The sequence below is a fragment of the Pseudomonas schmalbachii genome (assembly GCF_017589465.1).
Classification (GTDB): domain Bacteria; phylum Pseudomonadota; class Gammaproteobacteria; order Pseudomonadales; family Pseudomonadaceae; genus Pseudomonas; species Pseudomonas schmalbachii.
Window position 1 is genome coordinate 621471 of record NZ_JAELYA010000001.1, and the last position, 23423, is coordinate 644893.

A 23423-nucleotide genomic window follows, 5' to 3' on the forward strand; every position below is an offset into this window, starting at 1 on the left:
CATGGGTAGCCTTCACCCAATCCACCCGCTCCCCGTGACCTAGGCGAATGGGAAAAAACTGCAATGCCCGCAGGTCCCTATTACTTACCTGCCCCCCCTGGCTCATCCATTAGCCCTCAACAACTCACCAAACTCCGACACCTGAATGTCCGACGCTCCATGCAACATATCCCGCGCCAGCGTCCGCCGTTTTTCCAGCAACTCATCTAGCGTCGCCTCGAATGTCGGCATCTTCTCGTCGCGCACCGTCGGGTAATACACGTACACATCCTTCTCCTGACCAATCCGATAGGCCCGGTCAGTCGCCTGGTCTTCCTTGGCAGGGTTCCAGCAGCGAGTGAAATGGACAACGTGGTTAGCCGCCTGCACGTTCACGCCGAATCCCACGGCAACGGTCGAAAGGATGATCACCGAGAAGCCCGGTTCCTCCTGGAAGCGGTCGATCAGACGCTGCCTGCTTTGCGCGCTCTGACTACTGGTGCTCGTGTCGCCGTTGATGATGGTCGCCTTGAGTCCAAACCGCTCCTGAATGGCATGCTGCAGTTCGCGCTGGATGTCACGTAGCTCGGTGAACAGGATGACCTTGTCTCCCCTACCGGACCTTTTGATACGGTCCAGTGTGTCGAGTAGCCACTTGAGCTTTGGTGAGTGCTCACGCAACCGCTGATCCGGGCGGACACTGAATGGATGCGCGCACACCAGCTTCAACCGGTGCAGCAAACCGAGCATGCTGCTTTCACGCTGCTCCAGTTGTTCCTGCATCTGCTGCTTGTGGCTGTAACTCGCTACCTCGGATAGGTACAGATCGCGTTGCAACGGATGCATGCCAAGCGCACGACAAACTTGATCTTCGATCTTTGCCGGCAGGTCCTTGGCCACGTCCTGCTTCGTGCGTCGCAACGTTTGCGGCTCGATCAGTTCTCTCAGTCGATCCAGCGCAGCGTCGTCACGCTCCACTCCCGCCTCGATAGGGCGCTGATACTCGCGACCGAACTGATTCAGCCCTCCGAGGAACCCAGGTTGAATGAAGTCGAACAGGCACCAGAGATCGATGAGCGTGTTCTCTACCGGGGTACCGGTACATGCCACCCTGAATCGTGCGGGGACTGCCTTGGCTGCCTGGGTAACGAGCGCTGCGGGATTCTTGATCTTCTGGGCCTCGTCGCAAACCACGATGGCCCACTGCTGCCGTGCCAATGAAAACTCCTGGTCCCGCAGGGTTTCATAAGTAGTCAGCACGATGCGCGCCTCTCCCATCCAGCCAGGGCGAAGCAAATTCTTGATGCCCTTTGCCCGAAGCTCGTCCGGAATCTCCTCCTTTCTGAACTTCACTGCGCTGAGCGCGCTGCCGTATAGCTTCAACACTTGAAGCGCGTCGGCATAGAAGAAACGTTGCAGCTCCCGCTCCCAGTTGTCCAGCAGCGAGACCGGCGCCACGATCAGCACTGGGTCGCCTTGGGTCTGTTGCTCCAGGTACCACACCATAAAGGTCAGCAACTGGATGGTCTTCCCCAACCCCATATCGTCCGCCAGCAAACAGCCTGCGACGTGGACGGGCGAAAGACCAAAGAGATGCTGCATCCATGCCACGCCTTGCAGTTGGTGCTCGCGTAACTGAATCTCGGGCCTGAGCAATTCAGGCAGGTCCGCATTGGCGTTTCGCCCCGCCAGAAGAGCGGCCTCTCGTTGTTGGGCGTAGGTAGCCTCCTCGATGTTGTGTTCGATCTGCAGAACCGCCCGTGGTCCCTTGTCTACCTTCGGGGAGGCTATCTCTTTGGGATTCAGCTTTTTCGACCAAGCTTCATATAGCTGCTCGGCCACCTTGATCGGCAACGTGGCTTCGGTACCCGGCAGACACACGTGCTCATCTCCGGCTGCGCGAGCCTCGTCCAATCGATGCTCGAATTCCTTGAAATGCTCGCGATTGGCCGGATCCCACTGAGTCAGCAACTCGTTGTCCAGCCCCAGTGCCTTCACATCGCTGGGGAGCCAGTTTTCTGTTGCCTCCTTGACCAGGAACGGTGAGGTAATGCGCTCTGCTTCGCCAATACCCACTACCCTGTCGCCGTACGACGATAGATCGAGTACAGCATCGAAGGCCTCTCCAGCTTCCTGCTTCTGCCAGTATCTAAGCAGGTTGGTGACCCCAGCCAGTTGCGCCAGATCGAAGTCACTCAACTCCAGTTCATAGCCCTGCCAAAGCCCAGCCGGCACACCAGCGGCCAACTTGACCTGCAATTCATTGACGAAGGGAGCGAACTCGTACGCCGCGGAAAAGTTCAGCTCGACCTCAGGTAGCGGCTCGTTCGAAATCGGTTCCAGGAACAACTGCACCGAATCAATTCGCTTACCCTCAATGAAACGGGGCTCCAGGCGGAATCGATGGAAGTGGATGCCGGCTTCGGCCAGCCCGGATTCATACTCCGCCGGATCGACGACCTTCTCGGCCGCATCTCCAATTACGCTATAGGGATTGCGTAACAGCATGAGCGCATCGTCGCCCGCAACCCGGCGGCCCGGCAATGCGCGGACAGATTCCAGGACGACTTTCACCTCGGGCTCAATCAAAACATGCGTCACCGAGCCGTCAGGTCCGCTGACGCGATAACGGTCCTGAACCTGCTTGTAGCTATCGAAGCTCGCCAGCCAGTTGGAGGGCTGACCGTCGAAGGAAACATCCAGTTCGATGACAGGCGTTCCGCCCACCACAGCCTTGCGCGGCTTGAGCTGCAGCCGCTCGGGCTTGACCACCACACTCTTCTCTAGAAAGCCGTCCAGTCCAGCGCCAGCCTTTTTGGCCAGCTTACGAATGTTGGCCCAACCAATCTGATTGGTAGCTTCGCCCGGTGATTCCTGCTGGCTGGCGCTCAATGCTCGCACAGCCTTTAGTAGCGCCCATACGTTCGCCGGCAGCAGCTCCTGCGAGTTTCCATGGCGCACTGTCGCACCAACACGCTCAATACTGGCTGTCGTTCCAGTTTCGGAATTACGCCAGACCTGGACGAAGACCTTGAAATCGACATCGGCCAGGCTGCCGCTACTGGCCAGTTCTGGGCGCAATGAAGAAATAGCAGGAAGTCCGAGCAGCGAAATACTGGTGCTGTGCTCTGGGTCATCTAGCAATTGGTAAAGCGAATCCCAGGGTAACAGCCAGCAGTCACTAAGCTGCGACGCCAGATCCTCTTCAAAGAGCTGATCGAGATAGGCTGCCAGTTGCCAGTGTTCGTCCCCATCCGCAACGCTCAACGGATAGCGCAGCCCCTGCTCGTCGATCTGCCAGACCACAGGAGTGTCTTGTTGCGGGCGCTGGCCCTTACCTGAAAAAAAGCGCTTGAGCATCAGTTTCTCCAGAACGTTAGGGGTTCGCCCTTCATCGGCTTGAAGCCCAACCGCAACAGAGCCGCCCTGGCTCGTGCGTCATCCTGGGCGAGCTGGACCTTATAGGCGCCACCCTTGCTACGGTTATCGAACTCCCTGTACTTCACATGCTGCAGTTGCTCCGCCAACTGAGTCTTCAGTGAGGTAGTGGCGGTAGGCTTGGGTGATACCGAATGGCTACCCGGCAATTGCGGGACGATCCCCAACGAGCGCAGTTCTGCATCGAATTTCAGCAACCAGCCATCCACCAGATTTGGGCGACTGGGCCTGGGGGTGTGCGGAAGTCGATTGAGCGCTGCATGTTGTTGCTTCAATTCGGTTGTCAGGTGCAGAACGCCCTTGTCCGGATTGAACGGTGCCGTATCTGCACGGTAGATGTAACAGGCGTTGCCAGTTCCGGAGAACTCGACAAAGAAGTAATTGCCGATCTGCATTACCACGGCGTTGTTGTGGCTGGGGCCGCCAGTCAACTGGCTCAGGCGCCCCTTGTTCTTCGTTCGGAACTCCACGAAATCGCTGCTACGGTCATGCAGGGCATCGAGACCCATCACGATGCGCGTGTAGCTCATCTGGTTGGCAAAGCGCAGCCAGTAGAACAACCGCGCCTGATCGACCTCCGCCTCGCCCTTGAGTAGATTGAAGAAGTGCTCCAGATCCTCTTTGGCAAACCAGGCCACCACCATGGCGCACACCGGCTGCTTCACGTATTTCAGCCAGGCGTTCTGCTTGGAGCGCATTTGCGGACTCCCCCAATGATCGAGGGCGAGTTGCTTGAGCAATGAGGATGATTGTTCGCGATATCGCGAGTCGTAGTAACGCGTCAGGCAGGCACTCAGTACCTCATTGACATACAGCGTATTCAACTGGCCAAGCTGAACCATCTCAGGCAACCGTTTGAGGAATGCCTCGTCGCCCAAATGGAAGATGCGTGACAACAAAACCGTGAAGATGCGCCGCCACAGCCAGCTGCTTTCGGATATCTGCGCGATTGCCTGTAGAGCTGACAGATCCCGAATCCTGCCCTCGAATATCTGCTCGGCAAGCCGGGTACCTGCTTGCGCGCCGAATAGCTCACGATGCTGCTCGACGATTCGCATCCATTCCTTTTCGCGGCTGGCACCCTCTCTGATCGATTTGAAGCCGCGATCGATGTCCTCGCGCAGGGTGCACCAGTTGCGATTATCGTCGGGCTTGTCGCCGTCATAACCGAAGTAGCTGAAGCACAACGCCAACCAGTCGCGCCGGCTCAAGGCCTGACGCTCGATTCGCCCGATGACCTCGCGATGCACCCGACTGAACAACTGATCGTCGTTCAATACCGGCAGCGTCTTCTTATCATCATCGGCCAGACCGGCGAAAACCAGTCGCCACTCCAATGATGTCAGCGACTGCTCTTGTTTGAACTTGCGTAACGCTTCTCGACGTTTTTCCAACGGCGGGGGCAGTGCCTTTTCAACTTGATCAAAGCGCTGCGCCAGATCAGCGTTAGCTCTGCGTAGGGAGGTGAATCCAGCGAGCCCACTATCAGGCGATTGTTCGCAATGACGCTGCAGGCCTACCGAAATGGCCGCAGCCAGAGAGGACAGCGCGCCACTCATCTAGCGCATCTCCAGCTGGCACTTTTCCAGCGCCGAGGTAGTGAAAACCGGCGTGTCCTGGACGACCGCACCGTCCTTGTCCTTGAGGCCAAAGAACTGCATTCGCAGCTCCACTCGCCGGCTCTCCTCCTTGCTTTCCTTGGCGTTGTTGAACGACACACCACCGGCCAGGAACATGCTGCGAATCTGTTGCTGGCGCTCCTCAGAAAGGCCCTGCTGCACCGGGCTGCGGCTGTCGAGCAGGCTGCACATGACCCACTCCGAGCGCTGCAACGACAGGTGCAGGTTGTACAGGTAGGATCCATCAGTATCGGTAAAACCTTCGATTACCACCTGCTTGAGCCACTTGCGCCCCTCCTCGCTATTCGCCGCGTCCAGAATCAGCGGTACCACATCCTGCAGCGCCTTCTGCCCCTGACTATTGAGGAGATACTGGTTGTGTCCGAAGCGCCCCGCTTCACCAAAGCTGATGCGGTTATCGTGGCAATCCACCACGATAGTCTGATTGCGGCCACTCGCCTGGAGCTTGAGATCCTGACAGAGTTTCGCGATGTCCTTGCCGCGTTGCTTTTCACCCTGCTCCGCCTGCTGGATCCGTTGAGTCACCGAGCTCAGGGACGCAACCATCACCACTAGGAACAGGATCATCATCGCCGTCATCAGGTCGGCGAAGGAAATCCAGAACGGTTTTTCCCCCTCATCCCGCGCGCGGCCAGGGGCAGCTGGTTTGCCAAACATACGCTAGCCCCTCACTTGCGCTGGATGCGATCCATGATGTCGCTGAAGTCTTCCAGGCTTTCCTTAACACCTTCGACACCGCCAGCCAGGCTGGTCATCGCCTTGTGCAGTTCGACATCCAAGCTGCCCAGGGTTTGGCGCAAGCTGCGATCGACACCCTCGGTGAAGTCGTTGAAACCCTTGCCCAGCACTTCGCTGATGTGCTGCAGGTACTCGTTCACTTCGCGGTTCAATGCTTGGAGTCGTTCGCCCTGCTGCTTGAGATCGAGTAGATACTGACTGCGTCCGGCAGCCTCGCCGTGAGCACTGGCCACCACGCTTTCGATTACCGCCAGGGTCTTGTTCAGCGCTTCGCGGTTGTTGCGGTAATCCGCCACGATGCTAACCAGCTCGCGGGAAGCCCCAACCAGTTCAGTGCCAGTGCTCTGCATGGCGCCTAGCACGCCCGCCGTAGCTTCGCCAGCCTTGCTTACGCTCTGACCGGCACTGTCGAAACGCTCTGCTGCAACGCGCATCTTGTCCGCACCCTGCTGCATGCTTTGCAGGTGTTGCTCGGTTTGCGCACTGAGCAGCTTGATGGTGTCCTGCATAGCGCCATTCTGCTCGGCCACCGCGTCCAGCAGATCCTTCACCTGCCCTTCGAGGCTGCCGACCATTTCACGGGTACCGCGATGCAGCTCGACCTGGGCAACCTTGGTCGCTTGGTCCATCTGCGCGCGCCCTTGTTCCATCTGCTTGAACATGGCGCCGAGTTGTTCACCTAGCACATCCACCGATCCGGCGATCTTCGCCATGGTTTCCTGCTGGCCCTGGCCAATGCTCTGCTTGATCGATTCGACGAAGGCCTGCAGATTTTCCGCCATGGCTTGCTGACGAGCCTCGCTGTCGGCGAATAGCTTCTCCAGTTGCTTCGCCATGCGTTCGCCAGCGCCCTCGCCCTCGCTGCCGATTCGGGAGATGGATGCCTGCAGGTTGGCCAGCATTTCGTTCATGCCCGCCTGCATGCTGTTCTGCCCCGCCTGCATGTCCGCTAGCAATTGCGCGATCATCTTCGTACTGTTCTGTGTGGAGGCTTCGCTGGCCGAACGCATGTCCTCCACCAGAGCATTGAAGCCCTGCTGCATGGATTGCATGGCGGCTACCGACTGGCCAAGCATTTCGTGAAGGCCGTTGAATTGCTGGCCGAAGGTGCTCTCCAGCTTGCTCATAAAGGCGGTGAGTACTTCGGTAAGCAGATTCTGGACCTGCCCACTCTGATCACCACTGGCAGACTGCACCGCCCCGGCGATTTGCTCCAAGGGCGCCTTCAAACTGTTCTCGATAGCACCGCCAATCTGCTCGGCGAGCACCTGGCCAGAGTCTCGGTAGCTGGCGGACAGGGTATCCGCCAGCTTGAGGCTTTCCCGAACCTGGGTATCCACCAGGTTCTGCAGCATCTCACGCAGATCGGTGACCAGGCTGTCCTTGAGCTGGCGGGTCTGGATCGAGCTTTCATTGCTCGACCGCACCAGCTCCGCAAGGTACTCCTCGCCTACCCCGCTATCAAACAGGCCATCGATTGCCTCGGTCAGCGTTTCCAGCAGCTTGTAGCAGCGCGCCAGCCGCCACTTCTCGGTCAAGGTCACCGCGATGGAGGCCAGAATCGACACGAACGAGCCCAGGAAGGCGAACATGACGTCCTTGAGCAGTTGATCGACGCTGGCATTCACCTGCTCGGGCGTGCCTGGGTTGAAATGCTGCAAACCCAGCATCAGCCCGAAGAAGGTGCCGACAATGCCGATACCGGTCAGGATGCCCGGCAGGTGCTTGTAGAACTCGGTACCCAGTGGGGTCTCCACTACCGTTTGCGCAGTGAAGAAGTGCGCCGCGCCAGCGGTGGAACGCGAACGCACCAGTAGCTGCTCACCGTCCCTCAGCTCGAACTGGTCATGCAACGTTTCGGCATACTCCTGCCAGGCATGCCCAAGAGAGTGGCGCTCGAACAATGTGGCAAGCGCAGCACGCCGCTTTCCCGGTACCAGCTCGCCAATCGCCTTGATCTCACGGGTCAGCCGTCCCAACCGGCGGCTTAGCCCGAAGGAACGAAAGAAATAGCGAATCAGGTACCAGAGGCACAGAACCGTGACCAGGCCTACCACTGCAATGGGAGCAAACTTCTGCTCGGGGGCAGCTTCAGCCCAAAGTTGTAACCAATTTAAATAATTCATAGCCCTAGCCTTTCGTATATTTGTTTAATGACCTCTGCGGGTCTTTATTGAGTTCGTGTCGATTCAGTATTTATCCGGCAGCCTCTACCATGGTCTTGGCATCCGGCAGGAGCAGTTGGCCCGAGATCAGGCGGGGCAAGAGGGTGTCGCGGAGCCGGGTGAGGGTTTGGGCTTTCTGGTCGTAAATCTTGTCATAAATTTTTATCGCAATATCGGCAAATACGGACAAGACATCATTCGAAGGCAAAATAATTTTTTTGGTCGAGAGCAGAAGTTTGTCATCCAGATTTGGCACAGAGGTACCATTAATAAAATTCCAAATCTCCTCGCTCTTGCGCATTTCAGCAAGCAAACGATCTACATAAATCGCACGTGCAGCTGTCCCACACTCTAGGCGCTTCACGAAATTCGAAAAAATAACAGGGCGACCATAAATAGCCTCAAATGGGGCTCCTGCCCACAATGGTCGACCACATGGCCCAGCTCCAGATGCAGCAACGAGTACCTCTTTATCAGAAAGTCGCCGTTTCTCCATTGCCGCTGGCTTGACCCAGCGCACCGGAGCGTCCTTTGAGAATCCATTAACGCGTAAGTGTTCCAGATCTACGCCCCGCAGACTGATAGCAGGAACAAGATCGCTATCACCCGAATCATCATTGCCCCACAACCCTCCAATCGTCACACAGCAGATATCCCCGAGGGGCAACACTTTCCACCCCTTCGGTACCAAGCCCAACTCGGACTCTTCGAAGCTATCGGGAAACAAGGCGGCCGTGGCGGCGTCCATCCCTTCCGGCGGTCTGCCTTCGGCCTTGGCGCGCACGGGGTCGAAATCGACGAACCAGGATTTGAACAGTGTCTGAGCGATGGCTTCCAGAGTGGCGTTGGTTTCACGTAGGAGGGAGATGCGGTCGTCGATTTCAGCGAGCAATCCTGCTGCTTGATCTTGGTATCTTTTAGCTGGAATCGGGACCTGAACATTTACCAGATCACTTCCACGGATCCCAGAAGCTCCAGCACCTTGTTCAACTATCGCCTCTATCGCACGTCGACCATCAGGCGACCGGAAAAAGTAAAAATAGAAATGCGGGTTGTACTTTTCCTGATCAAGCCGGCAGCGAATCAAGTGTGACTCAAAGACTGTCGCTGTCTTGTTTCCGAGAAATATTGAGCACTGTCCAGCTCCTGCTAACACCAAGGACTGACGTGCAAAAAGCAGGTCACCGTCTTGCAGAAAGAACTGCTGCTCCTTTTCACTTACTGGCACGAGATCCATTTCCAGATCTCGGATTCGATAGTGAGCGAATAACTCCCCCATGTTGACCATGGGAAAACCAACGCCACGAACCTTCTTGGGACGGGTCAGCCCATTTCGTTGCGGTTCAGAAAACAGATCACCAAAGCGCCCAAAATCAGAACCCATACCCCAGCCCCCCCAACTTCTGCCGGATCAACTGATCGAGCTCCGCGCCCTTCTGCATCTGCTCGCCAAGCTGCTGAGTCAATCGCTGCATATTCTCGGCAAAGGCTTCGCCGTCATCTTCCACCTCCTCGGCACCCACATAGCGGCCCGGGGTCAGCACATGGCCATGCTCGGCAATTTCCGCCAGTTTCACACTGCGGCAGAAGCCGGCAATATCGGCGTACTCACCCACCTCGCCGCCTTCATCCAGCGGCTCGCCGCGCCAGTTGGCGACGGTCTGGGCGATGCGCTCGATATCGGCATTGGTCAGTTCGATCTGCACCCGGCTGACGTTGGTACCGAGCTTACGAGCGTCGATAAACAACACTTCACCGGGACGGGCGGTCTTCTGCTTGGCCAGGAACCACAGGCAGGCGGGAATCTGGGTGTTGAAGAACAGCTGGCCGGGCAAAGCGACCATCACTTCCACCACGTCGGCCTCGGCCATGGAGCGGCGGATATCACCTTCGCTGTTCTGGCTGGAACTCATCGAGCCGTTGGCTAGAACAATGCCGGCGCGGCCGTTGGGTTTGAGGTGATAGAGCATGTGCTGCAGCCAGGCGTAGTTGGCATTGCCTTGCGGCGGAGTGCCGTAGACCCAACGCGGGTCGCCCTCCAGACTGCCATGCCACCAGTCGCTGATATTGAACGGTGGGTTGGCCAGCACGAAGTCAGCGCGCAGATCCGCGTGCTGGTTGCGAACGAAAGTATCCGCCGGTTCCTTGCCCAGGTTGAAGTCGATGCCGCGAATAGCCAGGTTCATCGCCGCCAAGCGCCAGGTTGTGGGGTTGGATTCCTGGCCGTAGATGGAGACATCACCCAGCTTGCCGCCGTGGGCTTCGATGAACTTCTCCGACTGCACGAACATGCCACCGGAGCCGCAGCAAGGGTCATAGACCTTGCCATGGTGCGGGTTGAGCACTGCCACCAGGGTTTTCACGATGCTCGCCGGGGTATAGAACTGTCCACCCTTCTTGCCTTCAGCGCTGGCGAACTGGCCGAGGAAGTATTCGTACACCTGACCAAGCAGATCGCGGGCCTTGCCGGCGTCGTCACCAAAGCCGATGGTGGAGATCAGGTCCACCAGTTCGCCGAGCTTGCCGTCCGGCAGTTGGGCGCGGGCGTAGCGCTTGTCGAGAATGTTCTTCAGCTTGGGGTTTTCCGCCTCGATGGCAGCCAGCGCGTCGTCGATGCGCTTGCCGATATCTACCTGCTTGGCGGCGGCGCGAATCGACTCCCAACGCGCCACCTCCGGCAACCAGAACACGTTGACCTCGCGGTAGTAGTCGCGGTCTTCCAGTTCAGCCGCCAGCAACTCCGGATCGTCATCACCCAGGTAGTAATCGTCGTTCTCGTCGGTAAGCTTGCGCTCCAACTCTGCGCGGCGGCCGGCAAAGCTGTCAGAGATGTATTTGAGGAAGATCAGGCCGAGCACGATGTGCTTGTACTCGGCGGCATCCATATTGGCGCGCAGCTTGTCGGCGGTGGCCCAGAGAGTTTTTTTCAAGTCTTCCAGGCCGGTGGCTGGCTGCGCCTTGGCAGTCCCACGCTTAGCTGGCGCTGGCTGCACCGATTGCGACACAGAGCTAGCTGATACGTCGGCCGCCTGCCCGGGTTCGAAACGCTGACGCGCCTTGCTCAGCACCTGCTCCGCCAGGCTTGCCGCCTTCGCTTCGGCACGCAGAACCGAACCACCACGCCCGCGCCCCTTCACCAGCAGCCCTTCATTGATTAGCGCATCGCGCACGCTCCAGAACTGCTCTTCGCCCAGACCGGGAATCTGCCCCTTGAGCCGCTCGAACAATGACTGATTGCCAATGCTGCTGCCATCTTCCGGCACTGCATCCAATATGGGTTGGCGAAGGTGGGTTAGATCCGTCATTTACTGCTCCTAAACAACCCCGGTCGGGGCCAAACAAGCTGGTGCACAAGAGTTCTGCGGGCGAAAACTGAAGCTGGACAAGCGCAAGAGGAAAATGCCCCTACGGCACTGCATTTTGCATTGCTGCAAGGACGGTCACATTATCCGTGATGTCACCAAGGGGTAAAGCCAGTCGTCTGATCATTATTTGACCAAAAACAAGTCATCCGTCGGCTTACATGTCTACCGCCCGACCGGATCGCAAATCACTCTCAAGCGGCTCGTGTCTGCCCATGCCGCCAATCCACACGCCGATGGTGGTGACTCCCAGGCTTGCTCGTACAAAACACCGCTTGCCGGTGTCCAACGGTCAGCACCTGCTCCCCCTTCATAACCACGTAGCTATTGCGCGCCTTCTCGGCCAGTTGCCGCTCAGAGACGGACAACCCGAGCAGAAGCCGCTGAAACCCGGAGCGATCAAAGAAGAACACCTGCGCACCACGATTCCAGGTGTAGATGCCATAGCGAACCAGCCACTCCACCTGCTGAATCCGGATCCCGCGCTGGCTGCAACGCTGCACGGCGTGTGCGGTGAACTCCATGCCCCTGCTCCTCTGCCTGAATGCCAAGCGCTTTGTTGTAGATGAGCCATCCCTGGCTCCCCGGAATCCGTTCCTGCCCACATCCCGTTGGGCACAGCAAAAGGATATGTCGTGCTACTGGACACACCAATATTGGGCATTCGTACAGGTCAACTATTCAGGCAGGTCTATCCGTAGAGTGGACATCCAAGCTTGCGAGCGACGCAGTAACAAGCGGATATCCGTCAAATTTCGGCACTGGCTTCAGGTGAGGCTTCGCAACCAGGGCTCGACGATACGCCTCCGCTCCCCAACAGCTAATGTGGCGACTCCGTTCTTGACCAACGCTTTCTTGTCTCCGGTGTGTGGGTTGGTCACATAGGTGCCAATGTTCTGCAAGGTGTCGGGATTGGCACTCCACCGCAGGTTGAACGCAGCCAGCTTGGGGAACCAGAGCTGGCTGGCATAAGGCAGATGATCGTGAACCCACCAGGCCAGAGGCGTCCAATCGCCATGCTGCTCGTACCAAGACAACAGCGCAGAGATCATCGTCGTATTACCACCCAGGGTACCGACGCCATATCTGCGCATCGCTGTCTTGTGTATCGCTGCCCCCCTCGTATACCCGAGGCACCCAGTCGATATCTGCAGCGACTTGGTCGATTACGTCATGCAATTCCAACGCTTCCAGCCAACGCGCAGGAATCCCGTGCGATACCTGCCGGACATGCGCACGTAGTAGCCCTTCAGCAGTGAACAACATCATTTGCGTATCGTCGGTAATGGCTCCCATCACACCGTAGGCTTGATCGAGGTCGCGAATACCTGATGGGCCGTATTTCTGCTGAATGGCCGACCAATCCAGGAACTCCACTGGAGCCCCCAACGCATCACCCACTGATCCGCCCAGCAGACAGCCCCTGATTCGTTCCAGCCGGGTCATTGTGCATGCCTCCTATTAGCTCTGGACCAACGCTGCCTTGGAAGAACCAAGGCAGTTGATGCAACCGGCGTTTGGTTGGTCATTGTTACGGCTCTTTGGTACGAGACGATGCTCATCGTACGTCAAGCCCTCGCGGCACTACGGCGCCGCCAGGCCCCTCTGGGGATCAAGTTCGGCAGCACCCAACGATGGAGTTGATTGAGACATCGGGACCTGAGGCTGAGCAACTGCCAGGGTTGCGCCTGTGCTGGGCGGCAGCTTGAACATCGCGCCCGTAGCAGGATCCACCAGGAACCAACCGATCAGCCCACCAAAGCCGATGTTGCCCCAGTACCAGCCATTGATACTGGACTGGATTGTCGAAAAGGCCTTCTGGTAACCCGGCGCGTGGTATTCCACGGTGTACGTCTCGCCATCCATGTAGCCACTGGCCGAATCAAGACTTACCTGAGCCGGCGTGGTGCCGGTATGCACGGTCTCGCCATCCTCGTTACGGATCTCGAACTCGGCAGGGACGTTACTGGTCACCCTGACCGGGTAACGGCTCTCCGAGACAATGCTGGCGCACCCAGCAGAAGCCAAAACCAATACCGCGAGCGGTGCCATAAATAGCTTGTTCATCAGACTTCTCCACCTACTTGATTAACCCAGGCCGTACCGGGAACTGCCAAAGTGCGAACCGGCAGGCAGTCGCACTTGTCACTGGCATTCAAGATATGTAGCGTCTAATGACGTATCTAGAGTGTTTACCCGTACAGGTAAAGTTTTCGAGCAGGTGGATTAACCATGAAACGCAAGCAATCAATCGAATCAGTGCGCTGGGATCTGGCCCTACGCTATCGTCTGATCGAGACCGTGGCCTGGTGGGAAGGCCGCCTGACCACGAATCACCTGATGCAAAGCTTCGGCATCAGTCGCCAGCAGGCGTCGAAGGACATCAACACCTACGTGAACGAACACGCGCCGAAGAACCTCGAATATGACAAGCATTTGAAGGGGTATGTACCGAGCAAGCACTTTAAACCGCTGTTCATCGACGATAGCGCCAGCGCCTATCTGCACTTGCTTAACCAGAACTACGACCGAGCTCCGCACGTCGACGGGTTAGCCCTTGCTTACGCACACACGGAGGTTCTGCGTGTACCGGATCGGACAGTACGCCCCGAAGTCTTGCGACCGATTCTTCGCGCCTGCCGCGAAGGACTACGCCTGGAGTGCGAGTATCTATCCTTCACCACTCCGGACGCGGAAACCCGCTTGATCGTTCCGCATACCCTGGTTTACACCGGCATGCGCTGGCATGTACGTGCTTACTGCGAGAAGAATCGCGACTACCGCGATTTCGTGCTTAGTCGCTTCCGAGGAACACCAGATCTGATGGAAGACGCATCCGAACAGGGCCGAGATCAGGATTCTGGCTGGAATACAGAGGTTCAGGTAATCATCGAGCCCGACTCACGCCTCAAACCTGAACAGAAGGCCATCATCGAGACCGACTACGGCATGAACGATGGCCAGCTCGTGATCGAAAGCCGTGGAGCTCTGGTGCAGTACGTTCTGCAGCGCTATCAGATCGATCCAACCAAGGTACACGCCAAAGCAACTGCTCAACAGATCGTGGTCTCCAACCTGGATGAGCTACAGCCCTGGCTGTATCACTAGGCACTTCGTGCCAGAACAGAGCGAACCGATATCGCGATTGCGATGCGGTTGCGGGCACCACTCATCGGGATTTCAGGGCGGCACTCAGCGATAGCTGCCTAGCCCAGGTGCGAACCACTGTCATCTGCGAGAGAAGGATGTGGGCCTTTGCGCCATGGTGTTTCGATGATTGGACAGACCGCCCGCTAGCGTTTATCGGCTAGTCGTAACGAACGCAACGCAACACGCAACGGCGAAGTGGGGGAATAAGTGGGGGAACAACTCACAATAAAAAAGCAAAAGCCCCGAATTTCGGGGCCTTTGCTCTATGAAATGGCGGAAGCGCAGAGATTCGAACTCTGGGGGCTGTTACACCCGGCGGTTTTCAAGACCGCTGCATAAATCCAATAACGCCGCCGGCTACAGGTCATTCGGCGTTCCAATAGTATCCGAAAACATCACCCTGTCCACCCCGCGTCATTGCTGAATACCCGGCCCGAGTTTTGGGACTGGTTTTCACGCCCCTCCTCGCCCGTTCTGGGCACCTCAGTTTCCCTACTTCCTGCGATCACGCTCCTCCGACAGCAGCACCTTCAGCACGTGCAGTGCGACCAAATGCCCACCGCCCAGCTCATGCCATGCCCCCTGGATCGAGGCATAGATAGAGTCGACTTCGGCCATCTTCCTCCTACCTCGCTCAACCTCTAACACCAGCCGGCGGATGTTCGGATCAGGGTATTCCGTCCAGAGCCGGCGGAGTTCGTCATGGGTGACGGGGCGAAAATGCGGAAGCTTGCTGGTCATAGGGAGGTCCGAATACTGTATTTATATACAGTAATAACCCTGAGCTACCTTCTACAATAGCGAGTTGGACAAGCGGAGGGTCTAGCGATGTGCGGACGGTATGTCACGCGCGAAGAGGCAGCGATGGAGCGCTACTGGCATATCGGTGCGCGCAACTCCGGCCGCTGGATCCGGCGGATCTATAACGTGGCGCCGACCAATCAGGTGCCCATGGTCGTTCTCAACGACCAGGCCGAGCAGGAGGTCGTGCCGGCGCGCTGGGGACTGATCCCGACCTGGTGGAAACAGGCGAAGCCGCCGTCCCTCTCCTTCAACGCCCGCAGTGAAGAGGCCGCGACGAAGCCGATGTGGCGCCAGGCCATCCGCACGCACCGATGTCTGATGCCGGCAGCGGGCTGGTACGAATGGAATGAGCACGAGCAGGTCAGGAACAGGGCCGGCCGCCGGGTGAATCAGCCCTACTACCATCACGCCATCGATGACCAGGTCCTGGCGATCGCCGGGCTATGGTCCAGTTGGATCGGTCCGGACGGCCAGGACGTGCTGTCGTGCGCCCTGCTCACCCGGGACTCCGCCGGCCCGGTGGCCGCGATCCATCACCGCATGCCGGTGATCCTTGCGCCAGAACAATGGAGCCTCTGGTTGTCGCCGAGCACGCCACCCGAGCAGGTGCACAGCGCTATCGCCCTGAGTCGCACCAATTTCGACGCTTACCGGGTCAGTACGGACGTGGGCGACGTCCGGAACCAGGGCGAGCAACTCATCGAGCCGGTCAGAACCGCTTGAAGGTGGCTGTCCCCTTGCCGAGGAGCTTCCACTCCTCCTGCGGCGCGCCAGGCTTCAGCAGCGCGAAGAACTCGACCTCCTGCCCCTCCTTCGGCTCGGCTGGCAGCACCGCTGCGTGCCGGCCAGCCTGAAGGCCGGCGAACATCTGCGAGTTTTCGGCGCAGTGGAATTCCCATATGCCGTACTTCCCAACACTTCCGACCTGGCGCTCCAGCTTCAGCCGGGCGTAACCGTTCTGCATGATGGCAAGCATGCCGACCTCCTATTGATCAAGGCCGGCATCATACCTTTCCCGACAAGCTGGGAGGCCCCTGGATCATGCGCCTGATGGGGAAGGAAGCGCACAATCCAGAGACCCAAGCAACTATAGCGTCATGCCGGCCGGCCCCCGCCGGGAGATGACGGCCGGCGCTGGAGGTCAGGCATGCAACCCCTTCCTCTCACCATCGATCCGAAGCCGATCAAGCTGCTGCAGAAGGCACTGGCGAACGTCAACAAGGATCAGATCCCCTTCGCAACGGCGCTAGCCCTCACGCGCCTGGGGCAACGGGTCAAGGCCGAGGAAATAGCCGCGATGCGGCAGGAGTTCGACCGGCCTACACCCTGGACGCTCAAGAGCCTCTATCTCAAGGCAGCCAACAAGCGCACGCAACAGGCGCGGGTCTGGTTCATCGACTATGCGAGCAAGGGCACGCCGGCGGGCAAGTACCTCATGCCCCAGGTGTTCGGCGGCCAGCGGCGGCAGAAGCCCGGCGAGTCGGCCATGACCAGCCGGGCCAAGCTGCCGCGCAATCGCTACCTGGTACCGGGCAAAAAGGCACGCCGCAATCAGTACGGCAACCTTGCGGGGAGCGAGATCCAGAAGGTCCTGGCCAACATCCGCGGCGGACGCGACGCCCACACCGATACCAAGAGCCCGGGCAAGGCGAGCTACTTCTTCGGCAAGCCGCGTGAAGGCCGTGGCGGCGATCTCCGCCCCAACCGCCCGATCGCCGTGTGGCGTCGGCAGGGGCGCAAGCTCTGGCCGTACCAGGTGGAAGTTGCGCAGACCAACTACCAGCCGCGCTTCGATTTCTTCGGCATCGCCGACGAGGTAATCGCCAAGCACTACGACCAGGAACTGGCCAAGGCCCTGGCTGATGCCATGCGTTCAGCCTGGAAGTGAGGGCTCGTCCTCGGCGTAGCCGAACAGCAGGATGGTATGCGCCGGCTTGATCTGGCTCATCCGGCACTCAAGCATCTCGTTGCCCCAGGTGCGCAGCGCCTCGCCGACCGTGGATAGGCCGACCTTGAAATCGAGGGTGGTGGTGCCCGGCGCGTTGATGCGCCAGGTGTAGACCCAGCCAGCATCGGCATTGGTCAGCGCTTCGCCGACCGTGCTGCGGCCGACCTCGAAGGGGCGGAACTCGGTGATGGTAATGGTGTAGCCGAGCGCCGCCGCGACGCTAATGTAGTAGTCGGCCGACTGGCCACCGGTGGCGCGCAGTTTGGCGAGCAGCGCCTGCCGGCGCGCCTGGATGCTCGACGGCGCGTTGGCCGAGCACTTGTCCGGCAGGCCCGCAACCCGCTCCCAGTCCGGCAGCAGCTCGTTCGTGGTGGCGGGATTGACCTCCAGCAGCAGCACGTCGCCCCGAGCATCGAGGCGGGCGAGCTCCTGGGCCATGCCATCGAGCAGCTCGTAGGCGGTGCTGCCCGGATCCGCCGGAATGGCCCGGCCGGGCGGGAGCAACTGCTGCAGCTGGTTGCGGTATTCATCGGCCGAATGCGCCATCACTGCCCTCCTGCAGGCTCTGGAAGGTGATGGTGCCCATCAGCGACATGTGCCCCTGCGGCGAGACGACGTCGGCCGCCGGGGCGATGACCTGGTTGTCGACCTCGCCGGCGGCGATGCTGACAGCCTCGCGGATGTGGCTGATCAGGATGGTGCCGCCCGGCTCGGCCTCGCGCAGCAGCAGGTCGGACAGTTCCGCCGTAACGGCGGCGCGCACGCTGGCGGTGTTCGGCGACAGCTTGATGGTGAAGTTCAGCGGATCACCGACCGGCGCGACGACGTAGACGGTCGCGGTTACCGGACGTTCCTCATCGATGTGCGCCTGCACCTCGGCCACGGTGGCGGCATCGGGGATCGGGCTGATCGGGTCGTCATCGGTGGTGAACATCACGGTCACCGTGCCCGGCCCCATCTGCATCGGGTAGACCCAAACCCGCGTCACGCCGGGGACTTCCTTCGCCCAGGCGACATAATCCGATACGGCCCCGCCCTGCGGCGGCTGCTGGATCCGCGCGAGCAGACGCTCGCATAGGCTGGCATCGTCCTCGACGTCGGTGCCGCTGCGGATCCCGTCGCCGAGGATGGTCGCGGTACTCTGCACGCCGGCGACCGGCGAGAGCAGGGTCAGGCTGATCCCGGCCGGGGTGTTGGCGGCAGCGCCGGGCTCGACCGCCAGCAGGTCAACGGCGTTGGTTCCAGCGACCAGGTCGACATCGACGAGGCTCGCATACTGGGCGCCATCCTGTCGCTGGAACATGGTCCCCGCCAGCAGGGTAATCGGCGCATTCGCCGTGACCTCGACCGGCCCGACGGCAAAAGTCGCCGGCCTGCGGGTAATCTTCCAGATCGCCGCCCAGCGCTCCAGGTACTCCGATTCGGCGGTATCTGGAATCGCCTGCCGGGCAATCCAGTCGAGGTAGCCGTAGAGCAGGTGTACAGCTCCGGCGTAGACGCGGCCGAGGATGCCGATCAAGCTGCGGCGCAGGACCGAGCCGGCCTGGCTGACCAGCCGCGAGGCAATGTCGGAGGTGACGCGCTTGATCAGCTCGGTCAGGGTCGGACGGGCGAAGGGCATCAGACTATCCTCCGGGCGGCCTGGCTCGCCCATTCGTAGCCGTAGCGATAGCGCACGACGTCGCCACCTGGCCGGTAAATGTCGATCTGCAGGAGCATCCAGCCGGTCGCCAGCCAGGAGGCCGCGACGACGACCTGCTGCGCGACCTTGTCCTCGAGCATCCAGCGCAGCGCGTCCTCGGCGTATTGCCGCGCCCTGGCCAGCGTCGCCGGCAGCTGTTTCTCGCGGGCCAGCAGCCAGAGCAGCGAGCCGGTCTGGTCGCCCTCGACCTGCGGCGCGACGTCGCCCCACCAACCGCGCAGGTCATCCGCCGGAAACTCGACGGGCAGTTGGTCCAGGGCCGCGCGGCGGTCGGTGAACAGGCTGACGATGACCGCCGTCTCGAGGCCCTTGTCGGCCTCGAGGTCCTCATCGACAACCACCACGTCGCCGAAGTAATCGCCCATCACCAATGCATAGTCCATCAGTTGGGTACTCCCGTGCTGCCGCTGCCGGGCGTGACGCCCTTGTGCGTGTGCCGGTCGTCGAGCACCTTGCCGTTACTGGTGATGGTGCCGGTAAAGGCGACGTCGCCGTCGATGCTGATGGTCGGCGCACTGATGTTGAGCGCCTGCACGGCCTGCACCTGGACGCCATCGCGGCCGAGCTTCACCAGGTTGCCGAGATCGTCGGCGAGCGCGATCTCGCCCTCGGCGAGGGTCAGGTGGTAGCGGCGATCGGCCGAGGCGATGGCGATGCCCTGCTCGCGGTTGCCGTTGATGAAGGCGACGGCGAAGTCGGCCCCCGGCAGCGGCCGGCTGTACAGGCCGTAATGGGTCATGTACTCGACGCCGTCGCAGAGTTCCTTGTCGAGAACCTCGACCTGCAGCTGCATGCGCTGTCCGGCATCGTCCGAGCGGCGCAGCACGGCGCGGGCGAAGGACATGGCCACCGCATGGGCCAGGCGCCGGAGCTCGCTCATTTCTTCACCCCCTTCGGCTCCGGCGGCGGATCCTCGAGGCCGACCCCTTCCGCCCAGATGTTGCGCCCCTTGTTCTTGCCCCTGCCCTTCTTCTGCCGCGCCTGCGACTTCTCGGCATCCGGTGGCTCCGGTTCGAAGGCCTGCGGGCTGATCAGCTCGAGGACGGTGGTGGTGCCATCGCTCGGCGAGCGAGTGAACGTGACCTGGCGGATTAGCATCTCGCCGTCCATGCGCAGCCACTCCGAACGCACCTGGACCAGCAAATTCGGCCGCCAGAGATCGCCAGTCAGGCCGAACTGCCGCCAGCCGAACACGGCCACGGAGGCGACCGCGCTCTGCCCGAGGCGGCTGTTCGCTTCCCAGTTGACCCGTTCCTGCACACTGGCTGGCGTGCCTCCAGCCTCGGCGATGATCAGCAGCGGCCGGTAGCGCGGGATCTCGCTGTCGGTCGTGCTGGCCCGCAGGTGCGCCTCGCCCTCGCCGGAGGTCGTCGCCGAGTAGGCCGCCTGCGCCTTGCCGATGTACTCGCTGAAGCGCTGCGAGTGGTCGATCGTGCCGTCGGCGCCCTTGATGTTCTCGCCCTGCACCAGGGCGGCGGCGGCGCGGGTGTTGCCCGTACGGGTCAGCAGCAGGTTCCCGGTGCCGTCCGGCATGCAGAGGATCTTGCGCTGCCGCGCGTAGCGGCTGATGGCCTCGAATGCCGTCTCGCCCTGCTGCAGCTTGATGGTCTGGAACTTGTCGCCGACGCTGACACCCTGGTCGACGCGCACACTGACGCCGAACGGTTTGGCGAGGATCTGCGCGAACTGCAGGAGGTCGAGGTTCGTCCACTGGTCCGGGTCATGCACGGCCGAGCAGTCGATCATATCCGAGGTGCGGTCGCGGCCCTGGACGTTGATCGCGTGACTGGTGACGTCGAAGGACGGGCGGAAGATATTGACGTAGCCACTGATCATCGATTCGCCGCCGAGGCGGATTTCGCACTCGTCGTCGGGCAGGATCGGCCAGGCGTCCAGCTGGGCAGCGAGACTGCCCTGCCCCTCCCATCGCTCGGTCAGGTCGACGGTGAACGCGCCCGAGGCGGCATCGATCGCCATCGTCACGCCGATCGAGGTCCAGCCGGCATAGATGCGGCCGTTGACGAGGAGCTCCAGGTCGTCAGCCATCGGCCAGCACCTCGAGCGGCTCGCGGCCTACCAGGAAGCCGGGATGGCGGATGCGGTTTCGCGTGGCAATCTCGTCGGCGCGCGAGGCGTCGGCGTAGAGGGTCTGTGCCACCTTGAGCGACGGCTGCGTGATGTTGGGCGCGTAGACCACCAGCTGCGGCAACTGCTGGTCCGGCTGCGGAATGCCGGTGGCCACCTCCGCATGCAGGTCGCCGAGGGCGGTGTAGACCTCGTCGGAGGTAGTCCGCTCCTGCTCGGCATCGATCGCCGCATCGAGCTCGTTGCGCGTGTCGCGGGCCTCATCAAGGCTGTCGAAGTCCTTCTCGACGGCGACGATCGCCGCCTCGCTCAGCGAATCCAGCCGGACCAGGTCCTGCAGGGCGTCGTAGTTGATCTTCTCCTGCTGCCGGCTCGGCGTGTCGACGGGGCCGGTCCATGGCTTCTGGAATTCCTGCACAGCGGCCGACAGCACCGGCCCGGCATTGCTGCCGAAGGCCAGACGGATCTCGCGGAATACGTCCTGCAGGGCGCCGCCGAGGTTCTGCGGGTTCCTCGCCAGCACGCCGGCGGTGCTGCTGATCGCCTTGACCTTGGCGTTGTAGCGGCTGATCGCCAGGATACTGCCGAGCAGGGTGAAGCCCGGCGAGGACAGGAAGCCTGTGATGGTGTGCACCACCGCGACCGCCGACTGCAGGACAAAGCCGGGAAAGCCCTCTGTCAGGAACTGCTCGACGAAGGCGCCAAGACTGGCCGTCTCGAGGTCTATCGCTGCGCCGCTGACGGCGTTGACGCTGTCGACCATCGAACGCGGGAACGATGCCTCGCCGGCCTCGATGAACGTCATGCTGATCCGGCAGTAGGCGAGCTCACCCTCGCTCTCGCTGACCCGCAGGCCGTCGCAGCTGACAGTCAACTCGCCGCGATAGGGATGCACCAGGGTGGCGGCACCCACGCCCTCGCAGGCATCGATCAAGGCGTCTCGGGCGAGGTGGTAATCCGGCCCGAGTAGGTAGCCGTCGACGGTGAAACGGCGCGCCTTGCGGCCGTTGTCCTCGGTATAGGGAATGTCGCGCTGCGCATGCTCATGTGTGATCAGGCGCCGACCATAGTCTGCGTCGGCTGTCGAAACGTAGAACGCCGCCCCGCGGAAGGACGCTTTTCGGTAGTTGTCCAGCCATGACATGTCGCGCCCCTTATGCCGGCGGCGTCGGCCATTCGATGTTGTCTGGCCAGCCTGCAGAAGTGGGGAGGCGGTTCAGGGCGATCCGGTAGCGCTTCCATTCCTGCAGCGCGATTACCTCCTCCGGCGAGGCCTCGCCCAGATCGACCGCGTCCTGCAGGGGGGCGACGTGCATCGAGGCCTCGACGAGCAATTGCTGCCGTTTCGCTTCTGCCATCACCTTGACTTGTTCAGGAGTCGGTGGCGGTGGGTCGGTTAATACCGGATAGCCATTCGCGTCAGGAGTTATTTGCTTGCCGGTGCTGTTACCGATAAGCAAGGCCTGCCACTCTTCATCGCTAACTTCAATTGCATCGACTGGCAATGGATCATGAATCGCCGGATCAAAAAAGCCGCGCTCCTTTGCCGAATAATACATATTGCCTCCTAGTTCCCGATCGCAAACCAGCAGACATTCACCGCACCACGCGAACCGGCCAAGTATCCGCCTATATTAAATTGAGTTTTTCTGCTTGCTATATAGTTAGCACTCATACAATAAGCAGCAACAGATGGTGACTCACCAACATACGGCGCAACAAAATATTCCCACGGTGAGTTAGGGAAGGCGATCGGCAAAGTAACAACCACGTCTCCCGAGGCGCTTGTCAATGTTGTCCCCCACTGCCAATAAACACCGCTTGGGAACTTTTGATAACCTGGCACGCCTTGCTGCGACCTAAAGGCAAACGACGACGACAATTGCATGGAGCCAACCGCCGCCCATAATCCAGGCGTGCCGTAATTTGTAATACGTATCCAGTCGCCATTACGCAGAATTATTGGCGTTTGCGGCGTGCCAATTGCTGTAATTCCATCCCCAGCAGACGGAACAATTGTTACCGGGTTAGCATCGGTAGAAAACGATTGAATTTCGAATGCATCGCCTATGCGAGTTGTTGCCATAGCCGGCAGAGTAATTGTCACCGGCGCACCAGCGCCAACTAGAATTTTTCGATTAGCATCAGCGGCAGTTAAAGCTACAGGTCCAGCGGATATAATTTTACCGTTTGAATAACCGCCGCGTAGGTTATAAATACCGCTTAAAACTTGATCTTGTTTTGATTTGTCTGGGGCAATACCGGCCGCAGTGAGAATACTCAACAATTCCGCCTGCACGTCATTGCACCAGTTATCCGTGACGGTCGTCGCGGCGACCCCGGCAGCCGGATCCCCTTCGGTGAACTTGTTATCTGCGGTCGCACCTGGACCGTCGATTGGATACATATGCG

General features: G+C 60.1%; 23 protein-coding genes. 3 read left to right on the forward strand and 20 right to left on the reverse strand.

All coding sequences use genetic code 11. The features are described 5' to 3' along the window. Positions 1–102: 102 nt before the first annotated feature. The 10 genes from zorD to JFY56_RS02625 all read right to left on the reverse strand — a co-directional run bounded on the left by zorD (position 103) and on the right by JFY56_RS02625 (position 13389). A complete protein-coding gene (gene zorD / locus JFY56_RS02580) occupies positions 103–3339 on the reverse strand; it encodes a type I Zorya anti-phage system protein ZorD (RefSeq protein ID WP_208311904.1) in 3237 nt (1078 codons plus the stop codon). Then, positions 3339–4976 carry a type I Zorya anti-phage system protein ZorC gene (gene zorC, locus JFY56_RS02585; RefSeq protein ID WP_208311905.1) on the reverse strand — a complete coding sequence of 546 codons (1638 nt, stop codon included), beginning with the start codon at positions 4974–4976 and terminating at the stop codon, positions 3339–3341. The genes zorD and zorC overlap by 1 nt, the downstream gene beginning before the upstream one ends. Further along, the gene (gene zorB1 / locus JFY56_RS02590; RefSeq protein WP_208311906.1) at positions 4977–5714 is read right to left on the reverse strand and encodes a type I Zorya anti-phage system protein ZorB1; all 738 of its coding nucleotides are present in this window, start codon (positions 5712–5714) and stop codon (positions 4977–4979) included. Between the two features lie 11 nt (positions 5715–5725). Then, positions 5726–7921, reverse strand: coding sequence for a type I Zorya anti-phage system protein ZorA1 (gene zorA1 / locus JFY56_RS02595; protein ID WP_208311907.1), 2196 nt, complete (start codon positions 7919–7921; stop codon positions 5726–5728). 70 nt (positions 7922–7991) lie between these two features. Further along, positions 7992–9344, reverse strand: coding sequence for a restriction endonuclease subunit S (locus JFY56_RS02600; protein WP_208311908.1), 1353 nt, complete (start codon positions 9342–9344; stop codon positions 7992–7994). Beyond that, positions 9334–11265 (reverse strand): class I SAM-dependent DNA methyltransferase, encoded by a 1932-nt coding sequence (locus tag JFY56_RS02605; RefSeq protein ID WP_208311909.1) that lies wholly within the window; start codon positions 11263–11265, stop codon positions 9334–9336. Before JFY56_RS02605 ends, JFY56_RS02600 begins: the two co-directional genes overlap by 11 nt. Positions 11266–11516: 251 nt before the next feature. Then, a complete protein-coding gene (locus tag JFY56_RS02610; protein WP_208311910.1) occupies positions 11517–11846 on the reverse strand; it encodes a DUF4258 domain-containing protein in 330 nt (109 codons plus the stop codon). A 243-nt stretch (positions 11847–12089) separates the two neighbouring features. Continuing rightward, positions 12090–12374 (reverse strand): hypothetical protein, encoded by a 285-nt coding sequence (locus tag JFY56_RS02615; protein ID WP_236032398.1) that lies wholly within the window; start codon positions 12372–12374, stop codon positions 12090–12092. Between the two features lie 7 nt (positions 12375–12381). Next, on the reverse strand, positions 12382–12768 hold the full coding sequence (locus tag JFY56_RS02620; protein ID WP_208311911.1) for an ADP-ribosylglycohydrolase family protein: 387 nt from the start codon (positions 12766–12768) through the stop codon (positions 12382–12384). A 138-nt stretch (positions 12769–12906) separates the two neighbouring features. After that, complete coding sequence (locus JFY56_RS02625; RefSeq protein ID WP_208311912.1) at positions 12907–13389, reverse strand: hypothetical protein; 483 nt, start codon at positions 13387–13389, stop codon at positions 12907–12909. Between the two features lie 165 nt (positions 13390–13554). On the opposite strand from JFY56_RS02625, the gene JFY56_RS02630 reads away from it, so the two are divergent. Beyond that, on the forward strand, positions 13555–14430 hold the full coding sequence (locus JFY56_RS02630; protein ID WP_208311913.1) for a helix-turn-helix transcriptional regulator: 876 nt from the start codon (positions 13555–13557) through the stop codon (positions 14428–14430). A 534-nt stretch (positions 14431–14964) separates the two neighbouring features. Here the strand turns inward: JFY56_RS02630 and JFY56_RS02635 are convergent. After that, complete coding sequence (locus JFY56_RS02635) at positions 14965–15213, reverse strand: hypothetical protein (protein WP_208311914.1); 249 nt, start codon at positions 15211–15213, stop codon at positions 14965–14967. Positions 15214–15300: 87 nt separating this feature from the next. Between JFY56_RS02635 and JFY56_RS02640 the strand changes: the two genes are divergently transcribed. Beyond that, positions 15301–15999, forward strand: coding sequence for an SOS response-associated peptidase (locus JFY56_RS02640; protein WP_208311915.1), 699 nt, complete (start codon positions 15301–15303; stop codon positions 15997–15999). Here the strand turns inward: JFY56_RS02640 and JFY56_RS02645 are convergent. Further along, the gene (locus JFY56_RS02645; protein ID WP_208311916.1) at positions 15986–16252 is read right to left on the reverse strand and encodes a hypothetical protein; all 267 of its coding nucleotides are present in this window, start codon (positions 16250–16252) and stop codon (positions 15986–15988) included. The two genes, JFY56_RS02640 and JFY56_RS02645, sit on opposite strands and share 14 nt — an antisense overlap. A 171-nt stretch (positions 16253–16423) precedes the next feature. Between JFY56_RS02645 and JFY56_RS02650 the strand changes: the two genes are divergently transcribed. Continuing rightward, the gene (locus tag JFY56_RS02650; protein ID WP_208311917.1) at positions 16424–17164 is read left to right on the forward strand and encodes a hypothetical protein; all 741 of its coding nucleotides are present in this window, start codon (positions 16424–16426) and stop codon (positions 17162–17164) included. On the opposite strand, the gene JFY56_RS02655 is transcribed toward JFY56_RS02650, so the two are convergent. Genes JFY56_RS02655 through JFY56_RS02690 form a run of 8 tightly spaced genes read right to left on the reverse strand, consistent with a single transcriptional unit; the run spans position 17150 to position 23418 of the window. After that, positions 17150–17770, reverse strand: coding sequence for a YmfQ family protein (locus JFY56_RS02655; RefSeq protein ID WP_208311918.1), 621 nt, complete (start codon positions 17768–17770; stop codon positions 17150–17152). The genes JFY56_RS02650 and JFY56_RS02655 overlap by 15 nt on opposite strands. After that, the gene (locus tag JFY56_RS02660) at positions 17751–18845 is read right to left on the reverse strand and encodes a baseplate J/gp47 family protein (protein ID WP_208311919.1); all 1095 of its coding nucleotides are present in this window, start codon (positions 18843–18845) and stop codon (positions 17751–17753) included. Before JFY56_RS02660 ends, JFY56_RS02655 begins: the two co-directional genes overlap by 20 nt. Further along, on the reverse strand, positions 18845–19309 hold the full coding sequence (locus tag JFY56_RS02665) for a phage GP46 family protein (protein ID WP_208311920.1): 465 nt from the start codon (positions 19307–19309) through the stop codon (positions 18845–18847). The genes JFY56_RS02660 and JFY56_RS02665 overlap by 1 nt, the downstream gene beginning before the upstream one ends. After that, positions 19309–19806 carry a phage baseplate assembly protein domain-containing protein gene (locus tag JFY56_RS02670; RefSeq protein ID WP_208311921.1) on the reverse strand — a complete coding sequence of 166 codons (498 nt, stop codon included), beginning with the start codon at positions 19804–19806 and terminating at the stop codon, positions 19309–19311. The genes JFY56_RS02665 and JFY56_RS02670 overlap by 1 nt, the downstream gene beginning before the upstream one ends. Continuing rightward, positions 19803–20972 (reverse strand): phage baseplate assembly protein, encoded by a 1170-nt coding sequence (locus JFY56_RS02675; protein ID WP_208311922.1) that lies wholly within the window; start codon positions 20970–20972, stop codon positions 19803–19805. Before JFY56_RS02675 ends, JFY56_RS02670 begins: the two co-directional genes overlap by 4 nt. Further along, on the reverse strand, positions 20965–22155 hold the full coding sequence (locus tag JFY56_RS02680) for a DNA circularization protein (protein ID WP_208311923.1): 1191 nt from the start codon (positions 22153–22155) through the stop codon (positions 20965–20967). Before JFY56_RS02680 ends, JFY56_RS02675 begins: the two co-directional genes overlap by 8 nt. 10 nt (positions 22156–22165) lie before the next feature. Continuing rightward, a complete protein-coding gene (locus JFY56_RS02685; protein ID WP_208311924.1) occupies positions 22166–22570 on the reverse strand; it encodes a tail fiber assembly protein in 405 nt (134 codons plus the stop codon). Positions 22571–22578: 8 nt separating this feature from the next. Next, positions 22579–23418, reverse strand: coding sequence for a gp53-like domain-containing protein (locus tag JFY56_RS02690; protein ID WP_208311925.1), 840 nt, complete (start codon positions 23416–23418; stop codon positions 22579–22581). Positions 23419–23423 lie beyond the last annotated feature (5 nt).

Bases quoted from the DNA above. Each gene is read 5' to 3' on its own strand.
- JFY56_RS02600 (WP_208311908.1), bottom strand. From the start codon at position 9,344: ATGGGTTCTGATTTTGGGCGCTTTGGTGATCTGTTTTCTGAACCGCAA.
- zorD (WP_208311904.1), bottom strand. From the start codon at position 3,339: ATGCTCAAGCGCTTTTTTTCAGGTAAGGGCCAGCGCCCGCAACAAGAC.
- JFY56_RS02660 (WP_208311919.1), bottom strand. From the start codon at position 18,845: ATGCCCTTCGCCCGTCCGACCCTGACCGAGCTGATCAAGCGCGTCACC.
- JFY56_RS02615 (WP_236032398.1), bottom strand. From the start codon at position 12,374: ATGATCTCTGCGCTGTTGTCTTGGTACGAGCAGCATGGCGATTGGACG.
- zorC (WP_208311905.1), bottom strand. From the start codon at position 4,976: ATGAGTGGCGCGCTGTCCTCTCTGGCTGCGGCCATTTCGGTAGGCCTG.
- JFY56_RS02680 (WP_208311923.1), bottom strand. From the start codon at position 22,155: ATGTCATGGCTGGACAACTACCGAAAAGCGTCCTTCCGCGGGGCGGCG.
- zorB1 (WP_208311906.1), bottom strand. From the start codon at position 5,714: ATGTTTGGCAAACCAGCTGCCCCTGGCCGCGCGCGGGATGAGGGGGAA.
- JFY56_RS02640 (WP_208311915.1), top strand. From the start codon at position 15,301: ATGTGCGGACGGTATGTCACGCGCGAAGAGGCAGCGATGGAGCGCTAC.
- JFY56_RS02635 (WP_208311914.1), bottom strand. From the start codon at position 15,213: ATGACCAGCAAGCTTCCGCATTTTCGCCCCGTCACCCATGACGAACTC.
- JFY56_RS02625 (WP_208311912.1), bottom strand. From the start codon at position 13,389: ATGAACAAGCTATTTATGGCACCGCTCGCGGTATTGGTTTTGGCTTCT.
- JFY56_RS02620 (WP_208311911.1), bottom strand. From the start codon at position 12,768: ATGACCCGGCTGGAACGAATCAGGGGCTGTCTGCTGGGCGGATCAGTG.
- JFY56_RS02670 (WP_208311921.1), bottom strand. From the start codon at position 19,806: ATGAGCGAGCTCCGGCGCCTGGCCCATGCGGTGGCCATGTCCTTCGCC.
- JFY56_RS02650 (WP_208311917.1), top strand. From the start codon at position 16,424: ATGCAACCCCTTCCTCTCACCATCGATCCGAAGCCGATCAAGCTGCTG.
- JFY56_RS02610 (WP_208311910.1), bottom strand. From the start codon at position 11,846: ATGGAGTTCACCGCACACGCCGTGCAGCGTTGCAGCCAGCGCGGGATC.
- JFY56_RS02665 (WP_208311920.1), bottom strand. From the start codon at position 19,309: ATGGACTATGCATTGGTGATGGGCGATTACTTCGGCGACGTGGTGGTT.
- JFY56_RS02685 (WP_208311924.1), bottom strand. From the start codon at position 22,570: ATGTATTATTCGGCAAAGGAGCGCGGCTTTTTTGATCCGGCGATTCAT.
- JFY56_RS02655 (WP_208311918.1), bottom strand. From the start codon at position 17,770: ATGGCGCATTCGGCCGATGAATACCGCAACCAGCTGCAGCAGTTGCTC.
- JFY56_RS02690 (WP_208311925.1), bottom strand. From the start codon at position 23,418: ATGTATCCAATCGACGGTCCAGGTGCGACCGCAGATAACAAGTTCACC.
- JFY56_RS02675 (WP_208311922.1), bottom strand. From the start codon at position 20,972: ATGGCTGACGACCTGGAGCTCCTCGTCAACGGCCGCATCTATGCCGGC.
- JFY56_RS02645 (WP_208311916.1), bottom strand. From the start codon at position 16,252: ATGCTTGCCATCATGCAGAACGGTTACGCCCGGCTGAAGCTGGAGCGC.
- JFY56_RS02630 (WP_208311913.1), top strand. From the start codon at position 13,555: ATGAAACGCAAGCAATCAATCGAATCAGTGCGCTGGGATCTGGCCCTA.
- JFY56_RS02605 (WP_208311909.1), bottom strand. From the start codon at position 11,265: ATGACGGATCTAACCCACCTTCGCCAACCCATATTGGATGCAGTGCCG.
- zorA1 (WP_208311907.1), bottom strand. From the start codon at position 7,921: ATGAATTATTTAAATTGGTTACAACTTTGGGCTGAAGCTGCCCCCGAG.